The organism is Niastella caeni (assembly GCF_004834005.1).
Classification (GTDB): Bacteria; Bacteroidota; Bacteroidia; order Chitinophagales; family Chitinophagaceae; genus Niastella; species Niastella caeni.
Genome location: NZ_STFF01000005.1, coordinates 652,492 through 673,378, shown reverse-complemented (window position 1 = coordinate 673,378; position 20,887 = coordinate 652,492). Strand labels below are relative to the sequence as shown.

17 protein-coding genes are annotated in these 20,887 nt (G+C 44.0%); 7 read left to right on the top strand and 10 right to left on the bottom strand.

The features are described 5' to 3' along the window. Window positions 1-129: 129 nt before the first annotated feature. From FAM09_RS20455 to FAM09_RS20445, 3 genes are all read right to left on the bottom strand, one after another. Window positions 130-864: a ribonuclease III family protein gene (locus FAM09_RS20455; protein ID WP_243751738.1), complete on the bottom strand. Its 735-nt coding sequence runs from the start codon at window positions 862-864 to the stop codon at window positions 130-132. Window positions 865-967: 103 nt separating this feature from the next. Next, window positions 968-2,221, bottom strand: a complete 1,254-nt coding sequence (fabF, locus tag FAM09_RS20450) for a beta-ketoacyl-ACP synthase II (protein ID WP_136578991.1) — start codon at window positions 2,219-2,221, stop codon at window positions 968-970. A gap of 104 nt (window positions 2,222-2,325) precedes the next feature. Then, the gene (locus FAM09_RS20445; protein WP_081146706.1) at window positions 2,326-2,562 is read right to left on the bottom strand and encodes an acyl carrier protein; all 237 of its coding nucleotides are present in this window, start codon (window positions 2,560-2,562) and stop codon (window positions 2,326-2,328) included. A 261-nt stretch (window positions 2,563-2,823) separates the two neighbouring features. Between FAM09_RS20445 and FAM09_RS20440 the strand changes: the two genes are divergently transcribed. Continuing rightward, window positions 2,824-3,252 carry a GNAT family N-acetyltransferase gene (locus FAM09_RS20440; RefSeq protein WP_136578990.1) on the top strand — a complete coding sequence of 143 codons (429 nt, stop codon included), beginning with the start codon at window positions 2,824-2,826 and terminating at the stop codon, window positions 3,250-3,252. Between the two features lie 87 nt (window positions 3,253-3,339). On the opposite strand, the gene mfd is transcribed toward FAM09_RS20440, so the two are convergent. Next, complete coding sequence (gene mfd, locus FAM09_RS20435; RefSeq protein ID WP_243751730.1) at window positions 3,340-6,927, bottom strand: transcription-repair coupling factor; 3,588 nt, start codon at window positions 6,925-6,927, stop codon at window positions 3,340-3,342. Window positions 6,928-7,362: 435 nt separating this feature from the next. Here mfd and FAM09_RS20430 point away from each other — a divergent pair, with 435 nt between their 5' ends. Then, window positions 7,363-8,133 carry a ferredoxin--NADP reductase gene (locus tag FAM09_RS20430; RefSeq protein ID WP_136578989.1) on the top strand — a complete coding sequence of 257 codons (771 nt, stop codon included), beginning with the start codon at window positions 7,363-7,365 and terminating at the stop codon, window positions 8,131-8,133. A gap of 233 nt (window positions 8,134-8,366) precedes the next feature. Here the strand turns inward: FAM09_RS20430 and FAM09_RS20425 are convergent, their stop codons facing one another. The 4 genes from FAM09_RS20425 to dtd all read right to left on the bottom strand — a co-directional run bounded on the left by FAM09_RS20425 (window position 8,367) and on the right by dtd (window position 11,280). After that, a complete protein-coding gene (locus tag FAM09_RS20425) occupies window positions 8,367-8,660 on the bottom strand; it encodes a hypothetical protein (protein ID WP_136578988.1) in 294 nt (97 codons plus the stop codon). A 126-nt stretch (window positions 8,661-8,786) separates the two neighbouring features. Beyond that, entirely contained in the window at window positions 8,787-10,226 is a 1,440-nt protein-coding gene (locus tag FAM09_RS20420) for a glycine--tRNA ligase (RefSeq protein ID WP_136578987.1), read from the bottom strand. 145 nt (window positions 10,227-10,371) lie between these two features. Next, window positions 10,372-10,701 carry a nucleotide pyrophosphohydrolase gene (locus tag FAM09_RS20415; RefSeq protein WP_136578986.1) on the bottom strand — a complete coding sequence of 110 codons (330 nt, stop codon included), beginning with the start codon at window positions 10,699-10,701 and terminating at the stop codon, window positions 10,372-10,374. A 126-nt stretch (window positions 10,702-10,827) separates the two neighbouring features. Next, the gene (dtd, locus tag FAM09_RS20410; RefSeq protein ID WP_136578985.1) at window positions 10,828-11,280 is read right to left on the bottom strand and encodes a D-aminoacyl-tRNA deacylase; all 453 of its coding nucleotides are present in this window, start codon (window positions 11,278-11,280) and stop codon (window positions 10,828-10,830) included. 30 nt (window positions 11,281-11,310) lie between these two features. Here dtd and arfB point away from each other — a divergent pair, with 30 nt between their 5' ends. Genes arfB through FAM09_RS20395 form a run of 3 tightly spaced genes read left to right on the top strand, consistent with a single transcriptional unit; the run spans window position 11,311 to window position 13,586 of the window. Continuing rightward, window positions 11,311-11,718 carry an alternative ribosome rescue aminoacyl-tRNA hydrolase ArfB gene (arfB, locus tag FAM09_RS20405; RefSeq protein ID WP_136578984.1) on the top strand — a complete coding sequence of 136 codons (408 nt, stop codon included), beginning with the start codon at window positions 11,311-11,313 and terminating at the stop codon, window positions 11,716-11,718. 17 nt (window positions 11,719-11,735) lie between these two features. Then, window positions 11,736-12,539: an MbnP family protein gene (locus FAM09_RS20400; protein ID WP_136578983.1), complete on the top strand. Its 804-nt coding sequence runs from the start codon at window positions 11,736-11,738 to the stop codon at window positions 12,537-12,539. 3 nt (window positions 12,540-12,542) lie between these two features. Beyond that, the gene (locus FAM09_RS20395; protein ID WP_136578982.1) at window positions 12,543-13,586 is read left to right on the top strand and encodes a cytochrome-c peroxidase; all 1,044 of its coding nucleotides are present in this window, start codon (window positions 12,543-12,545) and stop codon (window positions 13,584-13,586) included. Window positions 13,587-13,840: 254 nt separating this feature from the next. Here FAM09_RS20395 and FAM09_RS20390 read toward each other — a convergent pair whose 3' ends face one another. Then, the gene (locus FAM09_RS20390) at window positions 13,841-14,515 is read right to left on the bottom strand and encodes a hypothetical protein (protein WP_136578981.1); all 675 of its coding nucleotides are present in this window, start codon (window positions 14,513-14,515) and stop codon (window positions 13,841-13,843) included. A gap of 480 nt (window positions 14,516-14,995) precedes the next feature. On the opposite strand from FAM09_RS20390, the gene FAM09_RS20385 reads away from it, so the two are divergent. Next, complete coding sequence (locus tag FAM09_RS20385; RefSeq protein ID WP_136578980.1) at window positions 14,996-16,546, top strand: lipopolysaccharide biosynthesis protein; 1,551 nt, start codon at window positions 14,996-14,998, stop codon at window positions 16,544-16,546. Window positions 16,547-16,594: 48 nt separating this feature from the next. Here FAM09_RS20385 and FAM09_RS20380 read toward each other — a convergent pair whose 3' ends face one another. Beyond that, on the bottom strand, window positions 16,595-17,239 hold the full coding sequence (locus FAM09_RS20380; protein WP_136578979.1) for an MBL fold metallo-hydrolase: 645 nt from the start codon (window positions 17,237-17,239) through the stop codon (window positions 16,595-16,597). Between the two features lie 73 nt (window positions 17,240-17,312). Here FAM09_RS20380 and FAM09_RS20375 point away from each other — a divergent pair, with 73 nt between their 5' ends. Beyond that, window positions 17,313-20,807, top strand: coding sequence for a hypothetical protein (locus FAM09_RS20375; protein ID WP_136578978.1), 3,495 nt, complete (start codon window positions 17,313-17,315; stop codon window positions 20,805-20,807). Window positions 20,808-20,887 lie beyond the last annotated feature (80 nt).

Here is a 20,887-nt window from a genome sequence, read left to right as displayed (position 1 = left end):
AACGTCGAATATTGAACCTGCCTGCCGGCAGGCAGGTATCGAATGTTGAATGTAGAAGTTGGAATACAGAGATCAGAAGTAATTGTAAGTACTTCGATATTGAATATTGAACATTCGGTATTTCCGGGCCTATTCTTCGTCAGGAACTTCAGTTTTGTTCAAACCCAGTTTATCGATGGCGATGGCGGCGGCAATCTGGCTGGCGTCTTTTTTATTATAGGCTTTGCCTTCGGCCAGTAATTCACCATCTACTACGGCGCCGATGGTAAACAGGCGGCGACCGCCTTCTATGCGTTCATCGAGGGTTTCAAACTCCAGGTTCTTCCCATTTTTATTGGCCCAGCCGTATAATTTATTCTTATGGTTGATCTCGAGGTTCTCCAGGTCTTCCATATACAAGTGTGGAATGATAATGCATTCAAACACCCATTGCTTGGTTTTTGTAAACCCGCGGTCGAGGTAAATAGCACCTACCACTGCTTCGAGCGTATTGCCAAAGATCTGGCTCATCTTTAGCGAATTGTCGAACTTATTGTAGAAAGTGATCTTTTTCAAACCCATTTTGATGGCAATTTCGTTGAGCTTGTTACGATTTACCATCTTGGAGCGCATTTCGGTAAGAAATCCTTCTTCTTTGTAGGGGTATTTCTTAAAAAGAAAATCGGCTACGATCCCACTGAGAATTGCGTCTCCGAGGTATTCGAGCCGTTCGTTATTTTCATCGGCACTATCCCTTACGGACCTATGCGTAAGGGCAGCCTTATATAATGCGAGCTTGCCCGGGGTAAAACCCAGTACATTGCGCAGATTCTTTTTAAAAGAAAGATTCTCTTCTTTGCCTAAAAAGCGGTCCAGGATTCCCACAATTGTCAATCTACTAATTTTTCATTAAGCCAAAAAATCATAAATAGGGCCAGGAGTCCGCAACCATCAAAATCGTTAGTTCTACAACTCAAAGCGTATAAAGTTACGCTTTATATTTCTTAACGATCACACAGGCATTGTGACCTCCGAAGCCAAATGTATTACTTAATGCAGCTCGTACAGTTCGCTGCTGGGCTTTTTCAAAGGTGAAATTTAAACGGGAATCCAGCTCAGGGTCGTCGGTGAAATGGTTGATAGTAGGCGGAACTATATCGTGTACCACGCTCATGATACAAGCTATAGCTTCTACTACACCGGCAGCACCAAGACAGTGCCCCGTCATGGACTTGGTTGAACTGATGTTTACTTTGTAGGCCTGTTCACCAAAAACATCTGTTATGGCTTTCACTTCGGCAATATCGCCTAACGGTGTTGAAGTGCCGTGGGTATTGATATAATCAATATCCTCGGGTTTCATACCAGCGTCTTCCAAAGCTACGTTCATAACGTTTTTAGCGCCCAGTCCTTCAGGGTGCGGGGCTGTTATGTGATGCGCATCGGCTGTAGCTCCACATCCGGCAATTTCGCAATAAATTTTTGCACCACGTCGCAAGGCATGTTCCAGTTCTTCTACCACCAATACGCCGGAACCTTCTCCCATAACAAAGCCATCGCGGTCTTTATCGTACGGACGGCTGGCTGATTTGGGGTCGTCGTTGCGTTCGCTCAGGGCTTTCATGGCATTGAAACCGCCTACTCCTGCTTCGCTAATTACGCTTTCAGCGCCACCGGTAAGAATTATGTCTGCTTTGCCAAGCCGGATGAGGTTGAACGCATCCATAATAGCGTTGGTAGAGGAGGCACAAGCACTTACCACGGCAAAGTTAGGTCCGCGAAAACCATGCCGCATGGAGATGTGACCGGCTGCAATATCCAGGATCATTTTAGGAATGAAGAAGGGATTGAAGCGGGGAGTTCCATCGCCTTTGGCGAAATTCACCACTTCTTCCTGGAAGGTTATCAAACCGCCGATACCGCTGGCAAATACAACCCCTACCCGGTCAACGTTCACATTATCTTTATTAATGCCGGCGTCGATCACTGCCTGATCGCTGGAGATAAGGGCAGTTTGGGTAAAACGGTCGATTTTGCGGGCTTCTTTACGGTCAAGGAAATTCAACGGGTCAAAATTCTTTAACTCGCAGGCAAAGCGTGTTTTGAATTTGGAGGCATCAAACTGGGTAATAAAATCGGCACCGGATACTCCGTTAATGAGTCCGTTCCAATATTCCTGTAAACTATTACCGATAGGTGTAAGAGCACCAATACCGGTTACAACAACTCGTTTCAATTGCATAGCTCTTGCCAGAGGGAGTTTTAAGTAAGAAATCCGCTTTCGCAGCATGCGCCCAGCTATCGAAAGCGGATTTAATTTATTGCACCTGATCTACAGTATTCAAATTACTTAGCATGCTCTTCTAAGTAAGCAACAGCCTGGCCAACAGTGGTAATTGTTTCGGCCTGTTCATCAGGGATGGAAATATTGAACTCCTTTTCAAATTCCATAATTAATTCCACGGTGTCGAGCGAATCGGCACCTAAATCATTGGTGAAAGAAGCCTCATTGGTAACCTCTGCTTCTTCTACACCAAGCTTATCAACAATGATCTTTTTAACTCTTGTTGCGATGTCTGACATTTTTGTAAAGTTTAGTTACGGCTGCAAAAATATAGATTTTGGAATAATGACAATAAAAGGCTGGTTTTTAATTAATCTTGTTAATATTTTGTGATTTACCGGTTTTGTAGTACTATCCCGCCCGCCAAACTACCGGCAGGCCCCCTAAAACGGATATCTGCGTTGTTTATGCTTTTCGGGACCTGTTTATTTTTAAATACCTCAATTGGGGCTGATAAATGGTAAATCATTATATTGCAGCGCACTACCCAATTAGTCGGCATGGCTTTAAAAATAATAGATCATGGTTCCCGCGAGTACCAGCAAATGGTTCAATTGCGTAATGACATTTTACGCAGGCCATTGGGTTTGCAATTTACCCCCGAAGAACTGGAAAAAGAAAAAGAGGAGATCTTAATTGGCGCTTTTGAAGAAGAAAAGATGCTGGGCTGCTGTATGTTGATCAAAGAAGACCCCGCTTCGGTTCGCTTGCGCCAGATGGCCGTATTAAATAACCTGCAGGGTAAAGGCATTGGCCGGGCCCTGATGCAGTTTGCCGAAAATATTGCCCGCGACCGCGGTTTTCAGAAAATAACCATGCATGCCCGCAAAACTGCCGTAGGTTTTTATGAAAAACTCGGTTATAACGTCTGCGGCCAGGAATTTGAAGAGGTTACTATTCCGCACTATATTATGGAGAAGAGACTCTAATTCTGGTTTCAGGTTACCGGCTAAGGCCTGATGCAAATACAGCCGCGTTTCGACTTTCAGCTTTTCGCTTTGGCCTTTTAACTTTCTTTATACCGTAGCTTCCTTAGCCGATACAAATTGTTTCATTTGCGAAAGAAAACGTACCATTATCTGCATACTGGTCACATCTTCTATTACCAGCATAAATAATTTTCCGTTCTGTTTTAACCGCGCCTTATTGGTTTTGGTTTGAATAAACGTAAGGATATTATGAAAAATGGGCGACTCAAAATAGGGTGAATCGGCCTTATTAATGAAATAACATTTCAGGGTTTCATCTTTCAGCAACATTTTTTCAAAGCCCAGCTCTACGGCCATCCGGCGGCTCCGCACCGTATCAAACAGGTCTTCCACCTGTTGCGGTATAGGCCCAAAGCGGTCTTGCAGTTCAACGGCAAATGCCTGCAGCTCTTCTTCGTTATCACAATTATCTAACCGGGTATATAACGTTAACCGTTCGGTGATGCTTTCCACATAACTATCGGGTATCAATATTTCCAGGTCGGTATCGATGGTGCAATCCTGCACATAATCTTCCTGCTTCGATATTTCTGCCTTAAATAATTCACGGAACTGCGTACGCTTTAACTCCTTGATGGCTTCTTCCAGTACCTTCTGGTACATTTCAAAGCCGATCTCGGCCATAAAGCCGCTTTGTTCACCACCCAGCAGGTTACCCGCTCCCCGTATATCCAGGTCGCGCATGGCTATCTGGAAGCCGCTTCCCAGTTCACTGTGCTGCTCCAGGGTTTGCAAGCGCTTTCTTGAATCGGGCGGCAAGGTGCTCATCGGCGGCGCCAGCAGATAACAGAATGCTTTTTTATTGCTTCGCCCTACCCTGCCGCGCAACTGGTGCAGATCGCTTAACCCAAAATGGTGGGCATTGTTAATGATGATGGTATTTACATTGGGAATATCTACCCCGCTTTCAACTATATTGGTACAAATAAGTACGTCGTACTTTTTATCAATAAAGTCGAGGATGCGCTCTTCCAGCACATGTCCTTCCAACTGGCCATGCGCATAGCCAATGCTCAGGTCAGGGCATAATCCCTGGATAAGCGCCGACATTTCTGCCAGGCCCTGTACGCGGTTATGTATGAAGAATACCTGTCCGCCCCGTTCTGTTTCAAAATATATGGCGTCCCGGATGAAGTCCTGGTTAAATACCTGCACTTCGGTTTGAATTGGCTGCCTGTTCGGTGGCGGCGTATTGATAATGCTCAGGTCACGGGCGCCCATCAGGCTGAACTGTAACGTACGGGGTATAGGCGTTGCCGTTAAAGTTAAACAGTCTACATTCGTACGCAGGGTCTTGATCTTTTCCTTATGGGCTACGCCAAATTTTTGCTCCTCGTCAATGACCAAAATACCCAGGTCTTTGTATTTAACTTCCTTGCCTAACAGCGCATGGGTTCCAATAATGATATCTATTTTACCTTCTTCGAGTTTCTTTAAGGTTTCTTTTTTCTCTTTAGCCGATTTGAACCGGTTTACGTAATCTACCGTTACCGGGAAATCTTTCAGGCGTTCGCTGAATGTTTTATAATGTTGAAATGCCAGGATGGTGGTGGGCACCAGTACGGCTGCCTGTTTTCCATCGCAACAACTTTTGAACGCGGCCCTGATGGCAATTTCCGTTTTTCCAAAACCTACATCACCACATACCAGGCGGTCCATTGGCGATGGCGATTCCATGTCTTTCTTCACATCTCCTGAGGCCTTACTTTGATCGGGCGTATCTTCATAAATAAAGGAGGCTTCCAGTTCGGTTTGCATGTAATTGTCTGGCGCATGCTGAAACCCCTGCTGCGCCTTGCGTTGGGCATACAGGGTAATGAGGTCAAAGGCAATTTCCTTAACCTTTGTTTTGGTTTTTTCTTTCAGTTTGTTCCAGGCGTCACTACCCAGCTTATTTACCTTGGGTATGCTTCCTTCCTTACCGGTATATTTCGAGATCTTGTGCAGCGAGTTAATATTTACATACAATATGTCGCTGTCTTTATATATGATGCGTACCGCCTCCTGCAGCTTGCCGTTTGATTCCAGTTTTTGCAAGCCGCTGTACACGCCTACCCCATGATCGATATGGGTAACGTAATCGCCCGGTTGCAATTCGCGCAGGGTACGCAGGGTAATGGCCTTGTTCTTATTATAAGCCTGCTTAACCTTGTATTTATGATAACGCTGAAAGATCTGGTGATCGGTATAACAGATCACTTTCAGGTCTTCATCAATAAATCCTTCGTGTATAGATGTGGGCACCGGCGTGAATTGAATGCCGGCTTTCAGGTCTTCAAAAATGCTGTTCAGCCGCTCTAACTGCCGGGGGTTTTCTGCAAATAAATACAAACTGAACTTCTTTGCTTCCCATTGTTTCAGGTCTTTTATCAGCAGATCGAACTGGCGATTGAAAGCGGGTTGGTCTTTGGTATTATGGTCAATGGTGAGTGGTGAATGGTGAGTGGGCTCGCTATCTTCCAAAAAACCCGACGAATGGCCAAACTCTACAACATGACGATTCGCTAGCTCTTTTTTCAGCGAACTGCCTGAGATAAATTCATCGGCCTTTATGGTTGTCTTTATGGTTTTATCGTCATCATCGGCATTCTCCTTCTCTTTGGGCGCCGTATTGTTTGCCTGTATTTCCAGGAACAGGTGCAGGTCTTCTTCCTGGGTTAACAGTTTTTCTTTGGTAAGCTCCCAATCCTGGATCCAGTAAACGGTATTCTCGGGCAGAAATTCAAACAGGGAGATCTTCTCGTCTTCGTCAAACTGCGTTTCTACATTTGGAATGATGCTTACCTGTAATAATTTCCGTTCGCTCAACTGGGTTTCGGGATCAAAAATGCGAATGGAGTCTACATCATTGCCAAACAGTTCAACCCGGTACGGCTTTTCGTTGCCAAAGGAATAAATATCCAATATACCACCGCGTAAGGCAAATTGCCCTGGCTCATACACGAAATCGGTGCCGGAAAAACCATAATCAACTAACTGGCGTAACAAGCCTTCTACATCTATGGTATCGCCCGATTTCAAATAAATGATGTTGCCGGCCAGCGTTTTGGGCAACACTACTTTTTCAAACAAAGCCTCGGGATAAGTAACCAGCATACCAACGCGGTTACTGCCTGCCGGGGGTGAAGAAAACCGGGTTAGCGCTTCGGTCCGCAACATTACGTGCGAAGAATTGAGCAACCGGAAATTCTTCCTGTTCTTAAAAGAAGAGGGAAAGAAAAATGAATTCAGGGCATGGGTCAGGTTCTCCAGCGAATTGTGCATGTAGGCGGCCGCTTCGGCATCTTCACAAACAATAACATGATTGAGCTGACTGCAGGCATCGTGTTGAAAAATGGTGCCGATCACAAAGGCCGGGGAGCTACCATGCAGGTTTTTACAAAAAATTTGTTGGGGTTGGGCAAAAGTGAGCCTGTCCGCCAATTGAAAAAGGCGGGGGTTATTTTTATACGCGTCGAGCAGCACCTGCAAATTCATATCAGCGGCGCAAAGATAGGAAAAAGGCAACGAGGCAACAAGGCATAAAGGCAACGAGGAGGGGAACAGCTCTAAGTTCTTTGTTAACGGATGCCGGTTACCAGTTGCCGGGTTCCGGTTGCCGGGTGCCGGTTTCAAGTTTCAGGGGGGCAGATTGCCAATTGTCTATTGCTTATTGCTCTTACATATTTCGGGTTCATAGGTACCGGTTGCCAGTTGCCTGGTACCGGTTGCCGGGTGCCGGTTTCAAGTTTCAGGGGGGCAGATTGCCAATTGTCTATTGCTTATTGCTCATACATATTTCGGGTTCATAGGTGCCGGTTACCGGTTACCAGTTGCCGGGTGCCAGTTGCCGGGTACCGGGATAGCCGGTTTCAGGTCCCAGTTGAGGCCTCTATTTTTACCCGGCAATTCCGATGTAACTGAATTTCCCCGGATCCGGAACCCGGGATCCGGCAACTACCTTCTCCTTGCAACCCCGCAGATCAGGGCGGGCTCTGAAACAACTGACTTTCAGCCCTCAATTTTGCCAATGGCCATAAATCCAGTAACTTATTAAAAATTGCAAGCCATATGTCTCTTCTTCCCTGGCAAACCGGTAAAGTTATTCGCATTGTTAATGAAACCAGTAACACGAGGCGGTATTGGATAGAAGTGCCAGAAATGAAGTCGTTCGATTTTGAGCCCGGCCAGTTTGTTACCCTCGACCTGCCTATTCATGAAAAACCTGCCAGGCGGCAGCGCAGCTACTCCATTTCCTCCTGGCCCGATGGCACTAATGTTTTTGAACTGGTGATCGTTTTGCTGGAAGGTGGCGCCGGCACTACCTGGCTCTTTAATGAAGTAAAAGAAGGAGACGAACTACCGTTTCGCGGCCCTCTGGGTAAGTTTACTTTGCCTGAGCCTATTGACCGCGACCTGTTCTTTATTTGTACCGGTACTGGTATAGCGCCATTTAGATCAATGACCCATCATATTTTAAATCATAATATCAGCCACCAGAACATTTACCTCATCTTCGGTTGCAGAAAGCTGGGAGATACCTTATACGGTAAAGAACTGCAGGAATTATCTCAGAAAGTAACCAGCTTTCAATACATACCTACCTATTCACGGGAAGTTGTCGAAAATCAAGATCATTTGATTCGTACCGGTTATGTACATACTATTTATGAGGAAATAATACAATCTAACGGTAGCAATATGGGCACTTCCGACCCCACTTCATTAAGGCCGGCTTATTTTTATTTATGCGGTTGGAAGAACATGATCGATGAGGCAAAACAACGCATTCAGGCGTTGGGGTACGACCGTAAGCTTATTCACCAGGAGTTATATGGATAGCAATAAAATATTTGATCTGACCTTTGCCAGAACCCTATAGATACTATTATCCCTCAACTTGCAAAATGCACTTAGCTGAGCTATTTATTTGGACAAAGGCCAATAAACAACTGCTATCATCGTTTTTGATCACGATGATTTTGGTTATTATTCCCCCGGGATATCAAATGGATTTGGAAATAGTGCTGGTTAAGAGGGCGAAGAGAAAAACAAGCTTGAACTATAGCAGGACGTTACTTATTACTAACCGATTTATCCTGCAGCTTGTCTGATTTCTTTTCTTCTTTTGCGGTAATCGAAATTACAGGAATGTTAGATGAGCCTTTGAGTTTTTCTTCCAGCATCAGCTTATCTCTCTGTAATTCAAGAATTTCTGCATGACTGGTCATCATTTCCTTCTCTAATTCATTCACTCGCTTTTTCTGCTTTTTAAGCTGACTACTGCGTAGTAAAAAGCCTGAAGCAAAAGCAATCGCGATGATGCCAACCAGCAGTGAAACGTCAATTGACAATTTAATTAAAAGCATAGGCTAGCCTCCATTGTTGTTTCACCTGGTTTTTTTAAGGTGTTACAAAAGTACAAGGTTAAACATAATTAAAAAGAGTAGTTTTTCGATGCGAATATTTCAATTAATTCAATATTTATACCGCATTTAGCCAATGTGTTTTTGAACCAATTCCCTTACCTGAGTAGCAGGAATACGATCCTGTTGCATGGAATCGCGGTGCCGGATGGTTACGGTTCCGTCTTCTTTGGTTTGCTTATCAACTGTTATACAGAATGGTGTACCAATTGCGTCCATACGACGATATCGCTTTCCAATGGTGTCTTTTTCTTCATAAAAGCAACGGAAATGCGATTTACAGTCATCCATAATTTCCCGGGCAATTTCCGGTAATCCATCTTTCTTTACCAATGGCAATACGGCCAGCTTTATGGGCGCCAGTTTTGGTGGGATCTTCAATACCACCCGGCTATCCTGCTTGTCGGCAGTGCTCAGGTCTTCTTCAGTATAGGCTTCGCTCAGGATCATCATGAAAGTTCTATCAAGCCCTACCGAAGTTTCCACTACGTATGGGATATAGTTCTGATTGATCTCTGAATCGAAGTACTGCATTTTCTTTTTACTGTACTCCTGGTGATTACGCAGGTCGAAGTCAGTACGGGAATGGATACCTTCCAGTTCTTTAAACCCGATGGGGAATTCATATTCAATATCGCAGGCGGCATCAGCATAGTGAGCCAGCTTTACGTGATCGTGAAAACGGAATTTTTCTTTGGGAATGCCCAGGCTCAGGTGCCATTTCATACGTTCCTCCTTCCAGTATTCGTACCATTCTTTTTGAGAGCCGGGACGAATAAAGAACTGCATCTCCATCTGTTCAAATTCGCGCATGCGGAAGATGAACTGCCGGGCAACAATTTCATTACGAAAAGCTTTACCGGTTTGTGCAATACCAAAAGGTATTTTCATGCGGCCGGTCTTTTGTACGTTCAGGAAGTTCACAAAAATACCCTGGGCGGTTTCGGGCCGCAGGTAAATCTCACTCGCTTCTTCCGATACGCTGCCCAACTGGGTGCTGAACATCAGGTTAAACTGACGCACCTCCGTCCAGTTACCGGTACCGCTTACCGTACATTTAATTTTTCTATCTTCTATAAGCTTTTTTAAACCTTCATAATCGTTGGCAGCCAGCAACTTATCCATTTCTGCCAACAGGGCGTCGGCATCAGCTTTCTTACCCTCTTTCTCCAACTCATCGGCCTTTGCTTCGATCAGGTGATCTACGCGATAGCGCTTTTTACTGTCTTTATTATCGATCATCGGGTCGCTGAAATTATCAACGTGCCCGCTGGCCTTCCAGGTAGTAGGATGCATAAAAATGGCCGCATCAATACCCACAATGTTCTCATGCATCTGGGTCATGCTCTTCCACCAGTAATCACGGATATTTTTTTTGAGCTCGCTACCCCATTGGCCATAATCATACACGGCACTGAGCCCGTCATAGATCTCACTAGACTGAAAAATAAATCCATACTCTTTGCAATGCGAAATAATTGCCTGGAATCTATTGTTATCTGTTGCCATAAGGATGCAAATATAGTTGACAAGTTAATATGGTTAACAAGTTGACAAGGTCTTTATTCCAGGGTTCCCTAATGCCTTTCGGCAGCCGAAAGGCTCATCCCATATCAACTTTATTAACTTTATCATCGCTTCAACTTTCAACTTCTCAACCTTTCAACTTCTCATTATCCTTATGCCTGTTAGCATCCCGTATATTCTTTTTCTCAAAATTCTTTTTCAGGGCCTCGGTAAGGTCAACGCCGGTTTGATTGGCCAGGCAGATGAGCACCCACAATACATCGGCCATTTCATCGGCCAGGTCCTTATTTTTATCGCTTTCCTTGAACGACTGATCGCCATACTTACGGGCCATGATACGCGCCAACTCTCCTACTTCTTCGGTAAGAATAGCCATATTGGTTAGCTCGCTGAAATATCGAACGCCCACTGTTTTTATCCAGTGATCAACCTGTTGTTGCGCTTCTTTGATTTGCATGGTAAGTGGTGAATTGTGAGTGGTGAATCTTGAAACGGCAAACATCAAAGGCTCCCATTCCATTCTCATTCTTCTTACTTCCTATCTCTGCCTCCATTTTCAAATTTGCACATTTTCAAATTAACATTATTCTTTATTCTTTGTGTCTATTACAATAGTAACGGGTCCATCATTCAGCAGCGACACCTTCATATCGGCGCCGAATTCGCCGGTAAAAACGGGTTTACCCAGCTCGGTTTGCAATTGCTGTACGAATTGTTCATATAACGGAACGGCAATAGGAGGTTTGGATGCTTTGATATACGATGGCCTGTTCCCTTTTTTGGTAGAAGCATGCAGAGTAAATTGGCTTACCACCAAAATATCGCCGCCCTGATCCCTGACCGATTCGTTCATAACGCCGGCTGCATCGTTAAATATGCGCAGGTTAACGATCTTCCCGCTTAACCAGGTAATATCTTCGGTGGTATCAGCATCTTCAATTCCTACCAAAATGAGCAAACCCTTTGAAATAGATGAACGTATACTGTTATTGATCACAACATTCGCCTGTGTTACCCGTTGTATTACCGCCCGCATATACGTATTAATTAGTTTTATCTTTATAGAATGAAGATAGATGTTTCAAAAGAATTGCATTTTAAAACTGCTCGAAGCGGTGGCAAGGGGGGACAAAATGTAAATAAGGTGGAGACAATGGTGGAAGGATATTTTCATATATCTAATTCGCTGATTTTAAATGATCAGCAAAAAGTAATTGTTCAAAAGAAATTGGCCTCAAAAATAAATTCGGAAGGGTTTTTGCAAGTAAGAAGCCAGATTCACCGCAGCCAGTTGCAGAATAAGGAAGAAGTGGTAAAAAAAATGAATGCGATTTTAGAGCAGGCATTAAAGAAAGAAATAAAACGGATCGCCACCAAACCTTCCAAAGCAGCTAAAGCAAAGCGGCTTGAAACAAAACAGAAACAATCACAACACAAACAAAACCGCCGAAAGATCCGACCCGGCGATTTGTAAGCGTAACACCGAATGCTATGAAACTGACTCAACAACTGCACCGGGTTAATTTGCCCAAACTAAGCATTGGATTGCTGTTAGTAACAGCTATTTTTTCCTGCCAGAAAGAATTAAAGTTCGACGAAATACCAGCCAAAGATCATAACCTGGTATTGAAGTTCATACCCGTAGTGCAATATGATTCTGTTCGCCTGGAGCTGGGAAAAGAGTACCAGAACATTTTTAAAGAACGGTACACACCCACCGCCTTTAAGTTCTACATCCATAATTTTGAGATGAGCAATACCGATTCGGGCTATTCGTTCAAGCTTGCTAATGATAAATATTACCTGGTTGATTTTGCCGATTCGGTTTCTACAGAAATTAAAATAGCTGTCCGACCTTATGTATACAACCGTATTTCATTTACTATTGGGGTAGATAGCGCCCAGAATGTAAGCGGCGCTCAAACCGGCGCCCTGGACCCTGCCCTTGGCATGTTCTGGGACCGTACGACCGGTTATATTATGGCAAAACTGGAAGGAACTTCTTCCAGATCATCGCAAGGTGGTAAATTTGAGTATCATATCGGCGGGTTCACCAGTGCTGAAAGCGTAATTAAAAAGCCCTATTTGTTATTTCCATTTGCGCAGAATTTAGAACTGCAGCCTGGCCAAACAAGCCAGATGTTTATTACCTGCGATGCCAATGACTGGTTTTATAATCCGCACGATATAAAGATTGCCGAAAACCCGGTGGTTAAGACCCCCGGAGACCTGGCAAAACAGATTGCTGAGAATTATTCAAAAATGTTTACCGTAGATTCTGTTGCTAATGAATAAATAGTGGCTGTAAGATGGACAATAAGAATTTCTTTATTGCTTTTTTTGGGATGCCTGCTGGTAAATGCCTGTAAAAAATCAGGCAATGATAACAGCGGGCCACACCCGCTAACGTTTACAGTACCAGCAGGATTTCCAGCCCCGCAATACACCTTTACCGGCAATCCCTTAACACAGGAAGGGTTTGAACTGGGCAGGAAGCTTTTTTATGATGGCCGCCTGTCGAAAGACGGTAATTTCCCGTGCGCATCGTGCCACCAGCAATTTGCCGCTTTTGCCACCTTCGATCATCCATTAAGCCATGGTTTCAACAACCAGTTTACACTACGCAATGCGCCCGGTTTATTCAACATGGCCTGGAATAAAGAAATGCATTGGGATGGCGGCATTGTAAATATTGAAGTACAACCGCTGGCCCCGCTTACGGCGCCCAATGAAATGGCAGAAGATTTGAACAACGTCCTCAATAAACTGCAGCAAGACGATCAATATAAGAGAATGTTTTCCGCTGCGTTTGGCGATGAAACCATCAACAGCCAGCGCATGTTATTTGCCATTACCCAGTTTGTGAACTCCCTGGTTTCGGCCAATTCAAAATACGATAAAGTAAAACAGGGCACAGCTACCTTTACCTTAACGGAACAAAACGGGTATACCCTGTTTCAATCAAAATGCGTTAGTTGCCATCCCGAGCCTTTATTTACCGATCATAGCTTTCGCAATGTAGGGTTACCGGTTGACCCGTTTGCAAACGATTTTGGCAGAATGCGCATCACGAATAAACGGGAAGACTCGCTGAAATTTAAAGTGCCCAGCCTGCGTAATGTGGCCCTTACTTTTCCTTATGAACATGATGGTCGTTTTTCATCCATTACCAGTGTGCTTGACCATTACAGCAGCGGCATACAGAATGGTCCTACGCTTGATCCTTTATTGAAGAATAAGATCCCACTCTCCAATACAGAAAAGTATTACCTGCTTGAATTTTTGAAAACGCTTACCGATTCTACTTTTATTAATGATAAAAGGTTCGCGCAGCCGGAGTAGAGAAGGCATATAGGCAACAAGGCACCGAGATGCAGGTGCAAGTGAAATACCTCCAAAGCAGAATACAGCTACACGCGAATACAGCTTATAGGTGAAAGTCGAAAGCTAAAATACAAAAGGCGGAACCGTGGTCCCGCCTACTAATAATTTATAAGTTTTTTTCGTTGCCTTTATGCCTTGTTGCCCGTAATCTGCTTTTGGCCTTTGCCTTTCTGCTTGAAGTTACGGCTTAATGCTTATATATAGCTTTCTTCTTACTGCCTGCTCAACTTTCCCTGGGTAACGTCTTTTTTGTTCTGAATAACATTCAATGCATCCTTCTGACGGTTCAGGTCTTCGGTTTGCAATACCTGGTCATTCTTGTTCTGGTTAATTTTCTCCTGCAGGGCTTTTAACCTTTTTTCGAGATCGTACTGATCGTCCTTGAGGTTCAGCAATCTTTTTTCTGATTTCTTAACCACCTCTTCCTGTTTTTTAATTTGCACATCCAGGTTATAGGCATCAATGTAAGGCGCCATGGTGTTCAACAGCTCCTTGGCATCACCTACTTTAAAGCGATCATCGGAAGTACGGGCGCCAACATTCTCACCGGGGCGGCCAATGAGCAGGTACACCACGCTCGTTTCGCGGTCTTTTACCAGCTTGCGATCTACCTTGTAATGCACATCAACAATTTCAGGGTCATTTTCCGACAGGCGTGCATTGCGATAAACATCAAAACTCTTGATGTGGTCGCTCTTACCGCCCTTTTTTCCCATATATTCTTTGATGGCGTCCTCTACTACTTCAGCAGAGTAAGGTAATTCGATGGTCGCAACTATTTTATCACTTTTCTGGTATTCAACCTTTGTTTCGCCGGATTGCGAAAAAACAGGGGAGCTTAATGAAATAACGGTCACAAGGACCATTAGAGGTAAAGATACTTTCATCGGGATCGGATTTTGTGACTTAAATATACAATGCGGCCGCAAAGATAGCAATAGCAGGCAATAAAAAACATATCAACAGTTTCGCCGATGCGCCAGCTGGCTGAGCAAACGTGAAAAACCCACTGTTACAGATACGAGGTTACAAGTTACAGGGCATAAGTTTCAGATTTTCAAAGCAAAGTCCATGCAACATGAAAACCCGCAGAGCGGGGCAAGCTCTGGACCCTGCAACCGACAACCGGTAACTGGCCTTGCTTTGCTGAAGCTTCGCGAAGGCGCAGTAACCGGCAATGGCTTACCTTTGAGGCCGGTTCACCCTGAGCAGCTGACTGCCTGATAATCAACGGCAATATATCTCATCGGGAATTTCAGGTACAAGCTTTGTTATTTAAATCCTATATCCCGCATAAACAAGCAGCTACCAGTCGGGTTATAATGAATGAACCCTTAATTTTGACCATTCATTTTAAATAAATTTCATTGAGCGGTATTAAAAAATTAGCCGGGCAAACAATGTGGTATGGCGTACCCAAAATTGTAAGCCGTTTTTTAAATTATGGATTAACACTGCTGGGTTTTCGCATTTTTGACCCGGTAAGTACCAGCGACCTGACCCAGGTATATGCTGTAATTCCCTTTCTGAATATTCTTTTTACCTATGGTCTTGAAACCAGCTATTTTCGGTTTGCCCAGCAAAAAGACAGAAATGTTCTATACAATACACTAAACATTTCCATTGTTGCAAGCACCATACTCTTTACCGTTTTATTATTTGCATTTAAAGGGCCGCTCACCAGTTTTATTGAGTTGCGCGATCATCCGGAATTTGTAACCTGGATGATCTGGATAACCTTTTTTGATACTTTAGCCATTATTCCATTTGCTAAATTGCGGCTCGAAGAACGTCCCCGTAAATATGCTTTTGTAAACCTCGCTTCTGCCTTAATAAATATTCTACTGACGCTGTTTTTTCTGTTTGTAGCAAAAGGAGCGCATGATAAGGGCGAAAACAGTTTTCTGGCGTTCCTGTATAGACCAGATATTGGCGTAGGTTATTTTATCATTGCTAACCTAATTGCCAGCTTTGTAACATTATTATTGCTTTATAAAGAAATAAGCGTTATCCGTTTTGTGTTTGACAAACAACTGTGGAAAGAAGTAATAATCTATTCTTACCCTTTGATCATTGTTGGCTTAGGTGGTATGATCAACGAAATGCTTAGCCGGTTGGTGTATCGCAAAGTATTGCCAGGTGATTCCATTCAGGAAAAACAAGACCTTGGCATATTTGGCGCAAACTATAAGCTGGCGGTGCTAATCACCATTTTTATACAAATATTCAAGCTGGCGGCAGAGCCCTTCTTTTTTAATCAAAGCAAAAATGATGATGCCCAAAGGGTATATGCACGGGTTATGAAATTTTTTGTAATTGCCTGTTCCTTTATGTTCCTCGTCATTGCACTCTTCCTTGATTTCTGGAAGTTTCTGATCGCTTCAAAATTTAAAGCGTATGCTGAGGGCATTCATATCGTTCCCATACTTGCCATGGGAAGCGTATTCCTGGGCATATATTACAATTTAACCGTATGGTATAAATTAACTAACCGCAATATGACCGGCGCCTATATTACCATTGCCGGGGCTGTTATTACGGTTATATTAAACATTGTGCTTATTCCGGATTTCAGGTACACCGGTTCGGCCTGGGCTACTTTTATTTGCTATGCATTTATGATGGTGATCAGTTACGTTTTAGGACAGAAATATTATCCCGTACCCTACCCTAAAAAGAAACTAATTACCTACCTGTTCATATGCGCGTTAATGTATGTTTTTCACGAATACCTGATCGCACGTAACCTCAACCACGAGGCAGGTTATTTTCCATATGTTTATTATGGCTCTTCGTTACTGTTGATGGGGCTATTTACGCTTCTTATCCTTAAAGTTGAAAAGAAAGAATTTGAGCGCCTGCCATTTGTAGGTAAATTTTTTTATAAGGTCCCGGGGTCAGGATTAAAGCCGCAATAGCAATGGCAATTAACAAAGGCACCTTGCCATCTTATCCTCTAGATCCAGTTAATAACCTTTTAAAAACGGGTTATGCAGCTTTTCATGGCCGATGGTGGTTTGCGGGCCATGGCCGGAAAAAACCACGGTATCATCGGGCAAAACAAACAGCTGGTTGCGGATGCTGGCAATAAGGGTTTCGAAGTTTCCACCAGGCAGGTCGGTACGGCCGATGCTTTCGCGAAATAACACATCGCCACCAATAACGAACTGCTGCGCCTGACAATAAAAACAAATATGTCCGGGCGAATGCCCGGGAGTAAATAATACCTGTAATGCATCGGTACCCAACGGTATGGTGTCACCTTCGCGTAAAAATAATAGGTCGCCTTTGTAATTATCAAAAGGCAGCCCCCACGATAAGGAAAACGTTGGAGCATATTCCAGTACCGGCTTTTCTTTTTCGTGCAGGTGAAGGGTTAGATTCCAGGTATCATGGATGAATTTGTTTCCGAATACGTGGTCTAAATGACAATGGGTATTTAACAAATATTTAGGCGTTAGGCCGGAAGTTTGTATAAATTCTTTCAATTCATTGCGTTCATTACCGAAATAGCAGCCGGGATCGATAATGCAGCATTCGCCCGATTCGTTATACACCACATACGTATTCTCCTGAACCGGACTAAATGTAAAAGATGTCACTGTAAGCATACTCGTACCTTGTTATAATTGATTTTCGCGGTATTATGGATTGTTTTAACTTTAAAACATTTAAAGACAGGCTATGCAATTTCAACAGATTCAGCCAAAGACAAAAGTATTTTCTTCCTTTTTCCTTTTACTAGCCATGTTGCTGCCAACCGTACTATTCGCCCAGGTGAATACTGTGGAGTTTGGAAAGAACCGGGTTCAGTACCGTAAATTCAAATGGGAATATTACCAAACTACCAATTTCAATACTTATTTCTATGAAAATGGTAAAACCATTGCCAACTATGTAGCACAGGTGGCCGAAAGCGAGTTGCCCGGCCTGGAACAGTTTGTTGAGTATGGCCTGCAACGCCGCGCCAACATCGTTATATATAATAATTTTGATGAATTACGCCAATCGAACATTGGACTTAGCCTCGACTGGCAAACCACCGGTGGTATTACCAAACTGGTGAATAACAAAATGGTGGTGTACTTCGACGGCGACCATTCTAAATTACGCAAACAAATACGCCAGGGTATTGCCCGCATACTGGTAGATAATATCCTGTTTGGCGATGACCTGGGTGAATTTGCAACTAACCAGGCTTTGCTCGACCTGCCCAAATGGCTGGTTGATGGGTATATTGATTACGTAGCGGAAGATTGGAGCCCAGAATACGACAATGAGCTGAAGCTTGCCCTTTTGTCGGGAGAATACAAGAATTTTTACCATTTCGCTTACGAAAAGCCATTGCTGGCCGGCCATGCTTTCTGGCATTACATGGCTGAGAAATATAAAAAAGAGAACGTTACCTACTTTTTATACCTCTCCCGGGTTTACCGCAACCTCAACAGTGCTTCCCAACGGATCGCTAAAAAGAAATTTAAAGAAGTGCTGAAAGATTTCATGCTCGAAAGAACAGAAATGTATGAAAAAGATCTTCGTGGCCGCCGCGATATTCCTAAAGGAACGGTTTCAATCGTTGAAGAAGTAACCCACAATAAAGACTTTATCCATTTCACGCCGAACCCTGCCCCCCGCAGCCAACACTATGCTGTAGTAGAATTTATCAAAGGCCAGTACCGGGTAGTGTTGTGGGAAAATATGACCGAAAGAAAGGTTTTATTAAATACCGGTGTTCGCGCCAATGAGAACGAGATCAATCCCAATTATCCTTTATTAGCCTGGGATGGCAAAGGCACCCGCCTGGCCTGTATTTACTGGTCGGAAGGAAAAGTAAATTTATTCGTCTATGACATGGTTGCCCGGTTCAAACGTGTAAAGCAGGAAATACCGCATTTTGAACAGATACAGGATATGCAGTTCATGCTGAACTCCAATACCCTGTTATTAAGTGCCGTTCGCAAAGGACAATCTGATATCTACATTTACAATATTGAAAAAGATACGTACGAGCAGGTTACCAATGATGCATATGCCGATCTTGATCCCACTTTTGTAGCCTTCCCCAATAAGACCGGCATCCTGTTTTCATCTAACCGCCCCGATGCCACAACCATAGGCGGCGATACCGCAGTGGCCTCGCAACGTTATAATATTTTCCTGGCCGACAATTATAACAAGAGCGAATTCAGGCAAATTACCCAGCTAACAAAAATGAAATGGGGCAACGCCCGTTATCCCATGCAGTACAATACCTATCACTTCACCTTTGTAAGTGATGAAACAGGTATCTCCAACCGCTTTGCCGGCTTCTTCAGTACGGTACGGGCAGGTTTGGATACAGTTGTACTGGTAGGCGATGAAGTGTTGCGTAACCCTGATCCAAATGAAATTGATTCTACCCTCAGGGCCTGGGGTAAAACCGAACCGGATTCAGTATTCACTTTCTCCGTAACCAACGACTCGGCTTATGTGTTCCCGATCACCAATTACCAAAGCGCTTTGCTGGAAACTAAAATTGCCGGTTACCAGGGCCAGGTAAGTGAAGTAAGACAACAAGGCAACCTGAAATTTTTATATCGTTTAAAAGTAGACGATGCCAGCCTGCGCAAACGGAACCTGAATCCGCGGCCAACGGAATACCGGCGAAAGACCATAATAGCCGAACAGGCGGCAAGCGGAGCAGCCATCCAGTTTAACAAGCCTAATACTGGTCAGGACAGCGCCCGAAAGATCAGCGATATTTTTGAAACCGGTTTTGAAAAAGAGAAAAAAGACTCTGCACAAACACAACAGCAGCCACCGGGAAATGAAACAGTAGTGGCCCCGGCAGAAAAAGGCGAAGAGCCCGTCTTAAAAAAGGCTAAACTGTTTGACTATAAGCTGAAATTTTCAGTAGATAATTTCTCCGGTGGATTTAATAACGACATCCTCATCAGCCGTTATCAGCCATATACCGGCGCCTTACCAATCGTATTGCAAAGCGGCGGTGCTTTTAACGGTATGCTGAAAGCATCCGTTTTCGATCTGTTTGAAGACATCCGTTTCACCGGCGCTATGCGCCTGCCATTGATAGGCGGTATTGGAACCGGCGCTTCTGTAGGTAACACCGGCGCCAGTGTATTTGTACCGGTAAATCAATCTTTATTCGATGGCGGCGGCGAATGGTATGGCCGTATTGATTACCTCAAAAAAAGAATAGATTACTCGTTGATCTATTATCGCCGTACCGACCTGGGTAATGTACAGGGCATCGGTGGTACAGCAACGCTGTATGAAGGTAAATCGTACACCAACCTGTACCAGGCAGTATTCAAATATCCGTTCGACCGGGTACGCAGTATCAGGCTTTCTACCGGTATCAGAAACGATAAGGTAGTAGTTCGCGGTGCTTACTTCGATACGCTGACGTTAAAAACACCAGATATCAATAAGCAAACCTTTGCCGTAACGCGCATTGAATACGTGCATGATGACGCTATTCAAAAAGCAACCAACATCTGGAACGGTTTGCGTTATAAGGTGTATATGGACCTTGATGCACAGATCAGCAAACCATCGGTTGGTGGTCTTAAACCCGGACGATTCACCTATAATTTTGGTTTCGATGGCCGTTATTACTATCCCATTTATCGCAACTTTATCTGGGCCGGCCGGGTATCAGGCGATTTCTCCTGGGGTAGCCAGAAGATCGTTTATTATCTGGGAGGCGTTGATGGCTGGATGTTCCCTAAATACAGCCAGGACCCCAGACCAAACGATCCTACGTATGCCTTTCAGTCACTGGCTGTTAATATGCGTGGCTTCCCGCAAAACGTAGCCAATGGCAATAATGCGGTTGTCATTAACAGCGAATTCCGGTTACCGGTATTTGCTACCCTTTTCAATAAGCCTATTAACAATGCCTTCCTGCGTAACTTCCAGCTTATTCAGTTTGTTGACCTGGGCAGTGCATGGAATGGCAAGTACAATAAAATATCCCGTCCACAAGTGGTATATGGTAGTGAGCCGGCACAAGTGCTGATAAAAGCCGGCGGTATTGGACCATTTGTTGGTGGTTATGGTTTCGGCGCCCGCAGCACATTACTGGGTTACTTCCTGCGTTTAGACGCCGCCTGGGAAATGAATGTTTTCTTTAAAGGAAAACCATATTTACACTTTGCCATGGGAGTAGATTTCTAACCCCCCGCCCCCTAAAGGGGGAGAATAATGGAGAATAAAATTGTTATATAAAGGAAAAGCCCCCGACCTGGTCAGGGGCT

Coding starts and splice junctions, on each gene's coding strand:
- fabF (WP_136578991.1), bottom strand. CDS start 2,221: ATGCAATTGAAACGAGTTGTTGTAACCGGTATTGGTGCTCTTACACCT.
- FAM09_RS20445 (WP_081146706.1), bottom strand. CDS start 2,562: ATGTCAGACATCGCAACAAGAGTTAAAAAGATCATTGTTGATAAGCTT.
- FAM09_RS20440 (WP_136578990.1), top strand. CDS start 2,824: ATGGCTTTAAAAATAATAGATCATGGTTCCCGCGAGTACCAGCAAATG.
- FAM09_RS20430 (WP_136578989.1), top strand. CDS start 7,363: ATGTCTCTTCTTCCCTGGCAAACCGGTAAAGTTATTCGCATTGTTAAT.
- FAM09_RS20425 (WP_136578988.1), bottom strand. CDS start 8,660: ATGCTTTTAATTAAATTGTCAATTGACGTTTCACTGCTGGTTGGCATC.
- FAM09_RS20420 (WP_136578987.1), bottom strand. CDS start 10,226: ATGGCAACAGATAACAATAGATTCCAGGCAATTATTTCGCATTGCAAA.
- FAM09_RS20415 (WP_136578986.1), bottom strand. CDS start 10,701: ATGCAAATCAAAGAAGCGCAACAACAGGTTGATCACTGGATAAAAACA.
- dtd (WP_136578985.1), bottom strand. CDS start 11,280: ATGCGGGCGGTAATACAACGGGTAACACAGGCGAATGTTGTGATCAAT.
- arfB (WP_136578984.1), top strand. CDS start 11,311: ATGAAGATAGATGTTTCAAAAGAATTGCATTTTAAAACTGCTCGAAGC.
- FAM09_RS20400 (WP_136578983.1), top strand. CDS start 11,736: ATGAAACTGACTCAACAACTGCACCGGGTTAATTTGCCCAAACTAAGC.
- FAM09_RS20390 (WP_136578981.1), bottom strand. CDS start 14,515: ATGAAAGTATCTTTACCTCTAATGGTCCTTGTGACCGTTATTTCATTA.
- FAM09_RS20380 (WP_136578979.1), bottom strand. CDS start 17,239: ATGCTTACAGTGACATCTTTTACATTTAGTCCGGTTCAGGAGAATACG.
- FAM09_RS20375 (WP_136578978.1), top strand. CDS start 17,313: ATGCAATTTCAACAGATTCAGCCAAAGACAAAAGTATTTTCTTCCTTT.